10 protein-coding genes are annotated in these 13,660 nt (G+C 59.3%); 5 read left to right on the plus strand and 5 right to left on the minus strand.

The features are described from left to right. Positions 1 to 1,524 carry a PucR family transcriptional regulator gene (locus tag ACSSVG_RS22695; RefSeq protein WP_492416471.1) on the minus strand — a complete coding sequence of 508 codons (1,524 nt, stop codon included), beginning with the start codon at positions 1,522 to 1,524 and terminating at the stop codon, positions 1 to 3. 1,241 nt (positions 1,525 to 2,765) lie between these two features. Here ACSSVG_RS22695 and ACSSVG_RS22700 point away from each other — a divergent pair. The 3 genes from ACSSVG_RS22700 (at position 2,766) to ACSSVG_RS22710 (ending at position 5,625) form a co-directional block, all read left to right on the plus strand. After that, positions 2,766 to 3,131, plus strand: coding sequence for a hypothetical protein (locus ACSSVG_RS22700; protein ID WP_492416473.1), 366 nt, complete (start codon positions 2,766 to 2,768; stop codon positions 3,129 to 3,131). A 203-nt stretch (positions 3,132 to 3,334) separates the two neighbouring features. After that, positions 3,335 to 3,847, plus strand: a complete 513-nt coding sequence (locus ACSSVG_RS22705) for a hypothetical protein (protein WP_492416475.1) — start codon at positions 3,335 to 3,337, stop codon at positions 3,845 to 3,847. 746 nt (positions 3,848 to 4,593) lie between these two features. Continuing rightward, positions 4,594 to 5,625, plus strand: coding sequence for a DUF4192 domain-containing protein (locus ACSSVG_RS22710; protein WP_492416476.1), 1,032 nt, complete (start codon positions 4,594 to 4,596; stop codon positions 5,623 to 5,625). A gap of 835 nt (positions 5,626 to 6,460) precedes the next feature. Here ACSSVG_RS22710 and ACSSVG_RS22715 read toward each other — a convergent pair. Further along, positions 6,461 to 8,629, minus strand: a complete 2,169-nt coding sequence (locus ACSSVG_RS22715) for an amylo-alpha-1,6-glucosidase (protein ID WP_492416478.1) — start codon at positions 8,627 to 8,629, stop codon at positions 6,461 to 6,463. 246 nt (positions 8,630 to 8,875) lie between these two features. Between ACSSVG_RS22715 and ACSSVG_RS22720 the strand changes: the two genes are divergently transcribed. Beyond that, entirely contained in the window at positions 8,876 to 9,583 is a 708-nt protein-coding gene (locus ACSSVG_RS22720; RefSeq protein WP_429329675.1) for a FadR/GntR family transcriptional regulator, read from the plus strand. 262 nt (positions 9,584 to 9,845) lie between these two features. On the opposite strand, the gene ACSSVG_RS22725 is transcribed toward ACSSVG_RS22720, so the two are convergent. From ACSSVG_RS22725 to ACSSVG_RS22735, 3 genes are all read right to left on the minus strand, one after another. Further along, positions 9,846 to 10,589, minus strand: a complete 744-nt coding sequence (locus ACSSVG_RS22725; protein WP_285241591.1) for an amino acid ABC transporter ATP-binding protein — start codon at positions 10,587 to 10,589, stop codon at positions 9,846 to 9,848. Next, the gene (locus ACSSVG_RS22730) at positions 10,589 to 11,563 is read right to left on the minus strand and encodes an amino acid ABC transporter permease (RefSeq protein ID WP_492416480.1); all 975 of its coding nucleotides are present in this window, start codon (positions 11,561 to 11,563) and stop codon (positions 10,589 to 10,591) included. The genes ACSSVG_RS22725 and ACSSVG_RS22730 overlap by 1 nt, the downstream gene beginning before the upstream one ends. A gap of 134 nt (positions 11,564 to 11,697) precedes the next feature. Next, positions 11,698 to 12,570, minus strand: coding sequence for an ABC transporter substrate-binding protein (locus ACSSVG_RS22735; protein WP_492416482.1), 873 nt, complete (start codon positions 12,568 to 12,570; stop codon positions 11,698 to 11,700). A 383-nt stretch (positions 12,571 to 12,953) separates the two neighbouring features. Here ACSSVG_RS22735 and ACSSVG_RS22740 point away from each other — a divergent pair, with 383 nt between their 5' ends. After that, positions 12,954 to 13,640, plus strand: coding sequence for a gamma-glutamyl-gamma-aminobutyrate hydrolase family protein (locus ACSSVG_RS22740; RefSeq protein ID WP_285241588.1), 687 nt, complete (start codon positions 12,954 to 12,956; stop codon positions 13,638 to 13,640). Positions 13,641 to 13,660: the final 20 nt, after the last annotated feature.

Here is a 13,660-nt window from a genome sequence, read left to right on the forward strand (position 1 = left end):
TCAGGTGTTGGGCCTGCCCGTTGGAAGACGGTGCAGGCCCTTCGCTGTCAGGGCAAGCCATAGTTCCACCCGGGTATCCAGCTGGTCCAAGGGCTGGCCAATGAGTTGTTCGATCTTCCGGAGCCGGGAGCGCACGGTGTGCCGATGGACGTGAAGGCGATCTGCGGCGGGGTCGATCTGACAGTTCGCGGTCAGCCAGGCCTCGACGGTCGCCAGGAGCGCTCCACTCGGATCGGCGTTGCTGAGGGGGGCGAGGACTGCGTCGCTGAATGTCTGCGCCATTTCCAAATCAGTGGCGTTGGTGAGCCAGGTCTGGGTGAAGCCGCGCCGGTAGGTCACCGGGTGACCGAGGTTGCGGCTGGTGACCAGTGCGGCCACCGCCTGTGCCTGGGATGCCGCAAGTGTGCCTGGCGTTGTTGGGGCTCCGATTCCGGCGGCTAAGTTGGGTGCGAACCTACGAAGGTCCTGTTCTATGTCGGCGTCGGCCATGACGATGGCCTCCACAGGGCCTCCGTTGGTGTGGCGGATGAGGCCACCGCGAATCGTCAGGGAAAGATCGGCGACCAAATCGGCCGCGGCACCCGCCCCCGGGTCGACGGCGATGCAGCGGAACTCCTCGCCGGTTAGTCCGGAGGCACGAAGCAGGGCCTCCGCGTCGCTTTCGGATTCGGCAACCAGCACTCTCTGAAAGGCCCGGGCACGTTGGTGTCGGTCCGGCTCGCTGGACAGCCATCGACGTTCAAACTCAAGGGCAAGAATTGAGGTGAGTGCGGTGATTGCCACCGGCATTCGTGACCCCGCGTTGCCGACGAGGACCACGAAGCCGCGCAGCCGGGTAGTCCCCAAGGGCTGGATCTCAAGAGGGATGTCCTCGATCGTCGTCTTCATCGCGCTCCTTAACCCCTTGGGAGCCAAGACATTGGCAAGGTCGCGCAGCATCTCGTCCGTTGGCTGGGCACCGACGGTGTCGCTTGTCACGATCCGCAGGCCCAGCGGGTCGGTGACAATGGCACCTATGTTGGTAGCCGATGTCCAGGTCGCAACAATCGCTTCAAGTCCTCCGCCGGAAGCGGCACTGAAAGTCAGGGCCTTGTGAAGGTCAACCAAGCGGTCAAGGGACTGGCGCTCGTCCGCGACGAGTGCCTTATAGACCGCGCTCGTGATGGCAATGAACGGCACGTCCTCGGGAACACCGAAAAGAGGCAGGTCCTCCGCCGCTGCGGCTTCAGCAAGGGTCCTTGGTACCGATTGGTGAGGCAAATCGCTGCCCAGGCCAAGAGCGAGGGCGACAGCACCGCCACCCTTGACATCCCGAACGTACGAACGGCAATCCTCGGCCGTGACGGTAACGGGGAGCAGCAGCCCGATAGTCATCAAAATCTCCCCGCCCGCCAGCCATTCGCTGGGACGCAGCAGCTCAGAGACATGCGCCCCCGTGACCATCGGATCAGTTTCGCGAGTCCAATGTTTCACTTGGAGCCGCAGGTCCGTGTTACCGGTCAATGCACTGAGTGTGAGGGGCATGAAAGCAGAATATCGCCCTGATGTATAGAATCGTCCATCCTTGTACAGTGCCGGCGCTGTTTATGCGTCACAGCACCGTCAGTAAGCATTAGCGCGCCCGACCCGTTCCTCTTAGCCAACGACGTGCCTCGCCAAGGCGCCGCTCTCACTACCACGGCCCGCCCATTCCGGGACTTCCGAGGAGATTGAGCAGTCAACGTTGATGCTTCCGCGAGCCCTGGACGTCACGTCGCCCAAGACTCATTGCTGAATGAACGCATGGACCGAAGGATGCATGTACTGGATCAAATCAGATTTAGGTGTGTATATTTCGCACCCGACCTTTGCCCTCACTAAGGCTTCCCCAGCCAAGGCTCACAACTCCAGCAACGAGCCAAATCCAGGAACTTTGACGAAGGTTCTCGAAGGTCATGTTGCGCGCAGTCCCCCTACCCATGCAGAGATGTAGGACAACCACGACCTACCTGAAGAACCAAGAGAGGACCTCGTACCCTCATATCAGAGCCAGCGGAGGGCCCACCAGCCCGGACCCTGAACCCGCTCCCCCCACAACCAAACAGGCGACCCGCGGCGCCAGGCCCACCCCGCGGCCAGTGTCAGAGGGACCTGACCACCCAGAATGTACACACGTTAAAGCAAAAACCCCCTCTGACGAGGGGGTATGCCGTGCCCGAGGTGGGACTCGAACGGGATTCCAGGCCTTGCAACCGCTGGGAACTCCCGGAAACATGCGGAATCCGGGCCAATCCGGCGACTGTACGAGGGAGTCCGAGTTGGAAAGTGTGGACATCGTGCACACTACCTTTTTCGTGATTGAACAACAAAAAAGGAAGACCAAGCTTCCGGCCCTCTCGTAATAGGCCAGTGTAATCGCACGGCCTGCACACACGTCCTGCTCGATGGCACTTATATGCATTTGTAGAGCCACCTGACTGACTGAATGAATGAGGCATCGATCTCCAACCGACGCTTCCCACTGCCAAGTCGAACAACCAAAAAACACCTTCGGTCAGCACCTTTCAATCCGAATCCTGAGTCGACATCAGTGACATCGAGGAAGCGCTGTGTTGCTCCCGGCCGTCGTGGATCCTCTTACGCATTCCGGTAACTTCTGGCCGATGACAGCCTTACGGCGCCGGGAACACTTTCCGGCACTGTAGGACTTGACTTGACTCACAATTTCGCTCTGCAAAGGTGGTTGATGTGTCCACTCGGGACACCCATCGTTAGGGGGATCTAGGATGAAAAGCACTTTCAGGCGTCGTCTTGCGTCGGTTCTGACCGCTATAGCCATCATTGGTGGATTCTTTGCCGCTACCGCTGCTCCGGCACAAGCACTTGAGGTTAAAGAGCGCTACTACAACAACTGGTTCTACAGCGAAGCCACCTGCATGAGCCAAGGCAATAAAATGCTCCAATCGCAGCCCGACTGGATAGGCTTCCAGTGTTACCGCGGACCTGGTGACGACAAGTGGTCCATGGATGCCTTCGTTGATGACGGCTTCGGTTGCTTCGCTCCGACCACTTCCATGCCGTCCGGTGAGCAGCGCGCAGAAGTACCGGTCGGCGCTAATTCCACACAGGAGCCTGCACCACTATGCGGGTAGTTGATGCCTTGATTCCTACGAACTCAGTGGTCCGTGCACAAGGTTGGCTAACCCATACCGGCGAACGAGCTTGGTTCACTCATCGGGCGCCGCAGTCAAAGGAAGGGGCTACAACAGGCATTGAAGTGCTCAGCGGCGTCCAAAGCGGCCCTGATGCAACCATCACCCACGGTGAATTGCATGCCCGGTGGGAAACTAGGGGTTTGGCAGTCACGTCCTGGCAAGAAAGGCCTGCCGCCCCGGACCCCATCGTGGAAGATGCTGCACGGCTCACTACGCATCTGGCCACGTTCCAGCGGGGGCCGTCCCGGACGTTAAACGCGGTCGAGCTGGAAGCCTGTGAGGCGACCATCCAAGGCCTCTTTAATGACGGCCGAATCCTTTCGCGTTCAGTGCTGACGGTGTCCCCTGGCTCGAAAGTCACGGTCATCGCTGCCCAAGATCCCGACGAAGTCGAGCAACTGCTGGGCTCCTACTTCGGTCCGGGCGGCCTCTTCCTAGTGAAGGCATCGTGGACGAAGACGGACATCGAGGAGGCAAGAAACGCTCTGGTCGAGCTTCCTGAAGGCCTTGTGCTCTCGATAGGGCAAGGAATCAACACACGAGGGGAGACGCCGCTTCGAGTTTCCCTCTTCGCCACCAGCCCTGAATTCGACGCCGTTCAGCATCTGAGTCCACCCGGACTCATTGTTGACGAAGTCTGGTTCCAGCAATAGCAATTGTGCGTCCCGCCAGTCTGAGGCGGGGCGCACAATTGACGTCCCTGAGGCTGTGCTTGTCTCAGCACACTTCACCGGCGCCCATCCACCACGTGCAATTCTGCCCGACGGCGGCGGGAGCCTGGCCTCTGCACCGGAACACCTCGCGCTGCCGAACGTCTCATTTGTCGGGGCAGCTGCCTCACGGCGAAGACCGCAGTCGAAGCTCAGAAGCGGGCAAGGATCACGTAGCTGGCTCGGGAGGCTGCCGGCCTGAGGCGACCCGTACCATATCGCCGGATGATCGCACCCCTCGGCCGGTCCAGCAGCGACCAATGACAACCGCGCCGCAGAGGCAGGGCCGAAGTTCACCGATAACGGCGCATATGTCGGGACTGGAAGCAGTCCCCCGGCCGGCATCCGGCGCAGCGATCCCGCCGAGCGATGGCACACCGAAGAACAGGGCCGCTCACGTCATGACGCAGCGCATCAAGCGCCCCATGAACAGCCAGAAACAACAACGCTGTTTGTCATTCTGATATCCCGATCATCGCTGGACGGGCCGCCGCGGAACCAATGCACTGACAGGCCAGCGCCGATCTGGAAACTTCGCTCGGTGCTCCGACGCCACTTGGATCCTTCCGAACTTTCCAGACCAGCCCCGGTCCTCCGAGTTGCACTCCAGCCCCTTACCAGCGCACCGGGCCCCTATCAGAACGGCCCACAAGACCAAAGACACAACGCACGCACAAAGGAAAAGGACAATGAATGCGCTCACCATCAAAGACCCAGCAGACCTGCTCAGCTTCATCGGGCACACCCTAGGGTTCTGGCCCAACGAGAGCCTCGTCTGCATCACCATGGACAAAGGCAAGGTCGGCGCCACCCTCCGCATCGACCTCCCCCGCCAACCAGGAACAGAACTCCCCTACGCCCGAACCGTCAGCAGCTACCTCACGAGCGACACCAGCGCGACAAGCATAGTCTTCGCCCTCTACACCTCAGCCACTTGCGAACCAGGTCAACCCAAACCACACGCGGCCACCATCGCCGCGCTCACGGCAGTCCTCGCCGAGAACGGCATCACCATCCGCGACGGGATCTTCGTCAGCGACGACACCTACTCCCCCTACGACAGCGAACCCGGACAAGACATCAGCATGCCCATCAGCACCACCGAGTACAGCCGCGTCAACGCCGAATTCATCTACCGCGGCAGCACCATAGAACCCACCAGCCGCATAGTCCTACCCACGCCGACCGACGAAGCAGACCACGCCACCGCCGTCGAGAACTGCATGGACACCATCCGAGCTTTGGCACCCCATCAAGCCGCGGAGAATGCCAGCAAGCGCTGGACCAAGATGCTGGACTCAACCGACTTTCCCACCGACGAGGACTGCGCCACCCTCATCGCAAACTTCCAATTCCCCCACATTCGCGACCGGCTCATGGCCGACATCCCCGGCATCGACGAACCACCCCAACACATCCTCTTCGCCCTCACGGAGACTGCGCCCCAATGGTCCCGGATTGAATGGGCACAACAACTCCTCATTCACGCGTACACCAGAACCAGCCCACAACACGCGGCACCCATCTTCACCACAATCGGCTACATCAGCTGGTGGGAAGGCAGAGGATCCAAAGCACACCAATACATGCAACTCGCCCTAGACACGGACCCCGGCTACCGCTTCGCACGCCTCACCGACCAAATGCTCGGAGCCGGCATCATCGTCGGCTGGAACACCAACAAAAACACCGCCTACAAAACCCGAGTCGACATGCCATAGCTCTGGAGGCTGAGTTGTGAGCCGCGATTCTCAATCATCATTCCAACAGGGCTCAGACGCATTACAGCCACGGCGTAAGCGAGAGTACCCAGAACAAAAAGAATGCGACTAACTGCAGCAATCGGAATTTCGGCCGTCCAGCCCGAATCTAGGGTTTTCGCCGATCACAAGACCAAGTATCCGCACCCGATACAGCCGAACGTGCCCGTACTGAACCACGTGGCAAGGGCCTCAGGGGCGACCGGACCGCAGCTCCTGTCTGGACCAGCAGCAAGTACGTTGCGTTGGAACTCCGTGGCGGTGCCAAAATTCATAGCCAAGTTCGGTTACTGGCCTATTGGGACACTGCGCCCATCACCTCGGTAAGCGACCCATGGTCGCAGTGGTTACTGGAGCCACGTCGAATACCGCTTATGCAAAACCTTCGAAGGCATCGAGAAGGCGGCTCGGGCTTGACGCCATCATCGCTTCATCGCTCCGCCTCATCACGACGCTGATCGGCTAGCCCAACGTAGGCGCCAACTAAGAAGCGCCCCGGCCCATGAAGGACGAGGCACTTCCATGCTGACTAAAACTGACACCTACATAAGGTTGCTCCGGTACTGATCGCAGCTTCAGCGTGACATGCCAAATGCCTGACACATTCACCAAGCTGAGGTAAGCGATCACGACGGCGCCAATCACTTCGATCGGATCGGGGCATCACTTCGAGTGACGTGACACCGGACTGGCGGAGCAAATGTGGGACCGGCGTCAAAGCCGTCGGCGATCCATGCGCGAAACCCTGAAGTACAAAAACGACAACCTCGTAGACTCGCGGCTCCCCACGATTACCCTAGCCCCCTGACATCCGTTTCGTGTTTTGCCTGGCTTGATCCACAAGCTCAGTCATCCACGGCCGGTGCCCACGGTGAAGCTTCAAGCCCTCGGCCAGTCCGCTCACTGAGCAATCGGCCCCTAGGACATCGATAGTGATGGGTCCTCGGCCCGTCGGGGCGTTGGTGATATGCAGGTGGCCAAAAGACTCCGGGAGCGCAGGATCCAGCCACAGGCCGCCACGGGAAACGTGCGCGTCATATCGCATCAGGCTCGTCACCAGCGCGATCGGAGCAGTTGCTGCCCATGCCTGCGGCGAACAAGCCGTGGGATAGGGCACAGGCTGCGCTACCTGACCCCTATCAAAGCCGCAGAAAAGCTCGGGAAGCCGTCCGCTAGAGTACTCCGCGGCCTCCAGCAGGGCGTTGGCAATACGTTGGGCCTCCTCAACGAAGCCGTAACGTACTAAGCCCATGACAATGATGGCGTTGTCATGGGGCCACACCGAACCGTTGTGATAACTCGCGGGATTGTAGGCTCCCATGTCGCTGGCCAGAGTCCGGATTCCCCAACCGCTAAACATTTCTGGAGACATGAGTCGCTCCACCACCAGCGGTGCCTTATCGTCGTCAACGATGCCGAACCAAAGGCAGTGACCCATGTTGGACGCACACGCATCGACCGGACGCTTGTCACGGTCCAGTGCGATGGCGTAGTACCCACGATCGGGCAACCAGAACTGCTCATTGAACTGTTTCTTTAGATGCTCCGCACGGTCCACGAGTTCGGCCCCCAACGAGTCGTCACCGGCGTCGTAGGCCATCCATGCCCGTGAGACGTACGCGCCATATACGTAGGCTTGAACCTCACATAGCGCCATCGGCGGCTCCGCCAGAGTACCGTCGGCAAAATTGATGCCGTCCCAGGAATCTTTCCAACCCTGGTTGAATAAGCCCTGATCGTTAAGGCGCGCGTACTCGACAAATCCGTCGCCGTCTTTGTCCCCGTAGTCCCGGATCCAAGCCAGCGCACGATCCGCATTGGGTAGCAGAGCAGCTGTGGTCTCCGGAGAAAAACCCCAGCGGCTTACCGCTCCGAGCATCATCACGAACAATGGTGTCGCGTCGACGCTGCCGTAGTAAGCGGACTTGCCACCCAAAGCCAGCCCGCTGGAGACATCAAGCCTGACCTCGTGGAGGATCTTGCCGGGCTCCTCCTCGGTAACGGGGTCCACCACCCTGCCTTGACGGTCCGCCAGCGTTTGCAGTGTGCCCAAGGCCAAAGATGGGTCAACGGGAAGCGCCATAAGAGACGTCAAAAGTGAGTCCCGGCCAAACAAAGTCATGAACCATGGCGCCCCCGCCGCTACAACCACACGCTCCGGATGATCCGGATCCACGATCTGCAGGGCCCCCAAATCGTCGTAGCTGCGTTGCAAGGTCCGCTCAATGGAACGGTTGCTCATATGCAACACCGGGATTTTTGCCACCCAGCCCCGGCGACGTACATCGCTGGGTGACGGTTCGCGGAGGTCCGGATGCATGAACGGTCCCTCATGATCGGCTCGGTCACCAGACGGTACTACGCTCAACACAGCTTTCCAGTCGCTCGCTGGCCCCACCACCGTCCGGTATGTCAGAGCACCCGACTCCACCTGAGCACCAATGGCCGTAACAACAACCCCTTTGCTGATCTCTTCCCAGACTGCCTCGATGGTGAGTGAACCATCGTTCGGTCGTGGACTTTCGTCCCAACGCCGCTCGATCTTGGCTTCCTTCACTTCGAACACGTCGGCGAAATCAGCCTCAACGCTGAGGCGGATCAGACATTCGACTGGAGTTACCGAATAATTCCTAATAGTGATCCGCTCCAAGAGGCCAGCACCTACTTCGCGTAGCCGTTCAACAATTAGCGGGCTGTCTGCATAGCCGTCCGAACGGGGAACGCGGCCGATGAAAAGTGCCCGGTAGGGTTCTTTCGTCTCCGCTGACAGTGGTTCCAGCGATTGTCCGTTGATAGTCAGACCCCAGTTGGACAGAATCCGCGTGTCCTGAACAAAAACTCCTTGGGGGCAGCCCGGCAGGATGTCTCCGTTCGACGAGGAGATGCAGAAGGACGTTCCTTCCACTAATGTGACCGCCCCGTTCCCCAAGGGCCCTGCCGCAGTTTCTGCATTCCATCCCGCCATGTCCGATCCCTTCGAAAGGGGCTCTTGTGCGGCCATCGACGCGGCTCCCGGCTGCGACCACGGTATTTGTTGACGTATCAGACGCTACGCTTCTCTTTCTCACGGGACCAGACCCTGAGCTGACTCACAACGGCCACTCGCCGAGACTCGACCCGTGCATGGGCCCGGCCTAATAACAAGGGGCAGGACGCACAAGGTCTGGAGCCTGAGACCATGCCCGGCGCACTTTGGCATTAACATGGAACCATGCCCAAAGAAGTGAATTCCGTGTCAGTTCCCCAAGGCGTGGCAGAGTACGTCAAAGCACTGATCCGCCGAGGCGAACTCGGTCCCGGTGACAGGCTTCCCCCAGAGCGTCAACTTGCTGAATCCCTCGGCGTAGCAAGGGTGAGTCTCCGTGAGGCCTTCAAGCAACTGCAAGAGGATGGCTACATCGTCGTCCGACGGGGAAAAACCGGAGGCAATTTCGTCACCGCTTTGAGCCAGCCACTTGCAGAGTGGCGTCGCAGCATGCTTGAGCAAGAGGAAGAGCTGGACGACCTGACCACGGTGAGGGTTGCCATGGAGTCCCATGCTGCGACCCTGGCAGCCACACGGCGAACGCAAGACGATCTTGACGCCATGATGGCCGCCATCAGCCAACAGGCCGCGGCAACTAACCGGGCTGAGTACAGGCTTGCAGATTCTGCCTTCCATGACGCTGTAGCAAAGGCGGCAGGGAGTAAACGGCTTGAGGCCGCCATTCGAAATGCCCGCAGCGAGTTCTTCAGTCCGGCGGACATGCTGGACCATCCAGATCCTGTCGAGGACGATCAGCGACAGCACAAGCGCGTTTTCGAAGCTATTAAGGACAGGGCTCCCCTGCTTGCACACGAAGCCATGCTGGACCACATCGAGCACACGCGTCACGAGATCCTGAGAATACTCAAATCGGAAACTGAACAGGTCTCCTAGGGACGTGGCCTTGGGAGGCCCAGACGGGTCTACTTGGTCGAGGCGAATCTCCCCAACACGCTTTTAGAACACGACGCCGTGACTGTCGCTGGCCTCTCGGATCTTGCACGCGGGTCCTTGGTGTTGCGAACCAAGCTCCGACATCACGAGTTCGTAAGTTAGGGCATGACGAAAGCCCGGCAGGCCTCCGCGGATGGAAGCACTGCCGGGCGCGGCATTAGCCACTCGCCGATTATTTAAATTTCTTGGTTAGAACCAAAACTTAGAGCCTGCCGGCCTCCACAATTTGGCGAAGGAACTCACGAGTGCGTGGTTGCACTGGATCACCAAACACCTGCTCCGGAGGCCCTTGCTCCAGGAGCCGTCCTTGCTCCAGGAAGACGACGAGGTCGGATACTTCGCGAGCGAAGTGCATTTCGTGGGTTGCAAGCATCATGGTCATCCCATCCGCCGCGAGCTCACGAACGATGTTAAGGACTTCGGCAACCAGCTCCGGGTCAAGGGCGGAAGTGATTTCGTCCAGGAGCACAGCTTTGGGCTCCATGGCGAGTGTCCGCATGATCGCTACGCGTTGCTGCTGACCACCGGAAAGCTGCTCCGGGAAATAGCTTGAGCGATTTCCGAGGTTGACCCGTTCAAGGAGCGCGTAGGCGCGTTCACGTGCGACCTCTGGGCGAAGTCCCAGGAGTTTGATGGGGCCGATGGCAACGTTGTCCAAGACACTCATATGGGGGAAGAGGTTGAAGGACTGGAATACCATTCCCACGGTCCGGCGAAGACTGTTGACATTCACGCCGGGTCCACTGACCACGTCTCCGTCAATGCGGATCTCGCCTGTATCTATCGGCTCCAGGGCATTGATGCATCGCAGCAGGGTGGATTTTCCAGATCCGGAGGCACCAATCAGAGTGACGACTTGATGCTGCTCGACCTGCAGGTCGATACCTTGTAGCACGGTATGGGCGCCGTAGCTCTTGTGCAGGCCGACCAATTCAATGAAAGACATTATTTGCTTCCCTTTCGTCCACGGCGGGAAACGCCTCGCGCCAGCATCCAATCAACGAAGCGGGTCTGCGGGATAGTGATCAAGATAAAGAGGACGGCCACTACTGTGACTGACGAAAGGTTGAAGTTCGCCGATGAATAGAACTTGGCCTGGTTGAACGCGTCCATCGTGCCAATAATGTTTACCAGCGAAGTGTCCTTCTGTAGCGAGATGAACAAGCTGAGCAGGGGCGGGATGACCCCCCGCACGGCTTGAGGCAAGATGACGAAGCGGAGTGTCTTTCCGAAGGAGAATCCGAGCGAACGGGAAGCGGACCACTGTGACGGGTGGATGGCTTCTATGCCTGCCCTGTATGTCTCGGCGGTATAGGCGCTGAACGTCAGAGTCAGCGCAATAATGGCGAACCATTCCGGCGGCAGATCCGACAGTACGGGTAGCTGTAGTAGCGGCAGTCCAAATCCCACCAGATAGATGACGATGATAGCCGGCACTGCCCGCAGGCAGTCGATGTAGGCAATGGCAATGGCCCGTACCGGGCGCCAGGATTTTCCGGGGGCAAGGCGGGCTACTGCCAGCAGCAGCCCGAATGCGAGGACGAAAATCTCGGTGATGACTGCGATCCAAATGTTCAGGCCGAAGGCCGCAAGGACGTCGCCGGCGCTTTCAGCCATGAAATCCCAGCGGAGGAACGTCTTCTGGATGACTGCGTCGTTGACGGTAAGCATCACTGCACCGGTGATGACTATAAGGACGGCAATGCCAAGACCGAAGGTGAACGTTGCATCATGCAGCGACGATGCACCGCTCGCCCGGGCGTCGAGAATCCGCCCTTCACTCACTTCCTTGGACGCGCGAAGAGACCGACGCAGTGACCGCACTGCGATCCACAGCACCGCCCCAGCCAAGAGCACACCGACAGTACTCAAAAGCCAGCCAATAGCGTAGGGGGTGGTACCCTCCTCTGATCCATTCATTGCGGCTGCACCCAGGGCAGCGACCGCCAAGACAAGGACCAAGGCAAATACGGCCGCTGCCGATGAAAGCGCTCGACTCTTAGGCGGAGGGCTGAGACGTGGGGTCGCAGCTAGAGGCGAGGCATCAACCGAGGTCACTTCACTACCCAGAACGGAACGGAATTGGGGTCAACTCCGAACGTCGGCTGAAGGTAGTCTGCAGCCAGAGTCTTCAACGTCCCGTCAGAGTCCAGGTCGCCGACGGCCTTGTCGACGGCGGAGGTATTCGCCGAGTTGCGAGGAAGCACAACCCCGTAGCCCTGGTCGAGAGCTATCTGCCCCGTTACGGCCAGAGCACCGCCCGTTTCTTTAACGCTGGTCAGAGCGATCGTTGTGTCTGTAACAACTGCGTCGACCTGGCCGGCATTGAGGGCTGTGAAGATATCCGCGGCGGACTGAAAGACTGCGGCCGACTTTGTGGGCTTGAGCACGTCCGCCACCCACTGTGCGCCAACGTTGCCCTGCAGAACGGCGATCTTTGAGTCACGGAGGGTGTCCGCGGTGACCTTTGAATCCTTCTTGGTGGCTATGCCAAGGTTTGATGAGAAATACCGCTGCGAGAAGTCAAATACTTCCTTCCGCTTATCGGTGATTGTCACCGTTGCCAGTCCGATGTCGTAGCCTGATGCGGTCCCAGAGATGAACTGGTCCCAGGCGAAGTTTTTCAGCTGGACCGATTTGAGTCCTGCCCGGTGGGCAATATCTGCGGCCATGCAGTACTCGAATCCGCTCTTGACCGTGTCCGGGCTGGTGCCATTGGACCACCCTGGGTTCGGCAGTACGACGGCGACCGTCAGGACATCGGGTTTCTGGGTCTTGAGCTTGATGCTGTCCGGCTGCCCAGTGACTTTACAGTCTCCGAAGGCGGAGGCATCGCTGGACGAGCTCGAGTTTGCCGAGCCACCGCAGGCGGTGAGGGCGAGGGCACCGATCGTCAGGGCGACGGCGGCTAGGGATTGCTTCTTCATCTAAGGCTCCAGGGAGTAGTGAGAAAGGGCGGCGGCCTGCAGGTGCGACTAAGGCCGCAGTGAATGGACAGCCCAACTTCGCTGTAAAGGTCTGAGGTTTGGTCCATTGACCTTCCAACTATGAAACATGACACACTTTCAGGTGTCAAGAGTTGAGTAAGGATGGCCACGACGGGGCCTTCGTATCCAGTTGACAGTCGCTAGCGGGTGCCGTCATTCTGTTAAGGTATTTGGCTCGTACCTAATACCTAATTTTTCACAACCACTAATAGCTGGTCGACACCACTCAGGAGCATATTTTGGCCACATCTGCAACGAACTCCCCCAGGATTGGCATTCCAATCCGCCTCTCAGGCCTCAGTTGCGGAGCTTCGGACCCGGTCATGCAGGAGGCCGAAAGGGCCTTCGACGCAGTGGTCGCTCTGATCCAGGAATCCGGCGCTGAACCCGTCATTATCGGTCCAGCCAGCGATGCGGAGCTCGAGGCAACCTTCGCTTCCTGCCAAGGCTTCGTACTCCCGGGCGGTGGCGACGTCAATCCGGTCCTTTTCGGTGCATCGGCCGAGGATCCTTCCCTTTTTGGCGTTGATGTGGCGCAAGACAGCCTTGACCTCGCTGTCATCAGGTACGGCATAGACCATGGAATCCCTGTGTTGGGCATCTGCCGTGGAATGCAACTTCTCAATGTTGCTTATGGCGGTTCCCTGCACGTCGACTTGGGACCAAGCAGCGTCTCACATGTAAGCAAAAGCGAAGAAGGCGCCAGGGACTTCTCCGTCCATGAGGTGGAACTCGAGCGGGACAGCCGCGTTGCCGTCGCATTCAACGGTGTATCCCGGATTCCGGTAGCGTCTTTCCACCATCAGGCCGTCGATTTCCTCGCCGAAGGTCTGCGTATCACCGCTGTGGCCGACGATGGTCTGCTTGAGGCCATCGAGTCGGTGGACGACAACTGGGTAGTCGGCATCCAGTGGCATCCTGAAGCGCACCTGCCTGCGCCAGAGTTGCGACAGCCGTTGTTCACCGCTCTGAAAACCGAAGCTACGAAGGCGCTGCAGAAGATCTGCTGATGAGTAATTCTGCCCGCCAG

It is taken from the genome of Paenarthrobacter sp. E2MeOHC11 (genome assembly GCF_058744955.1).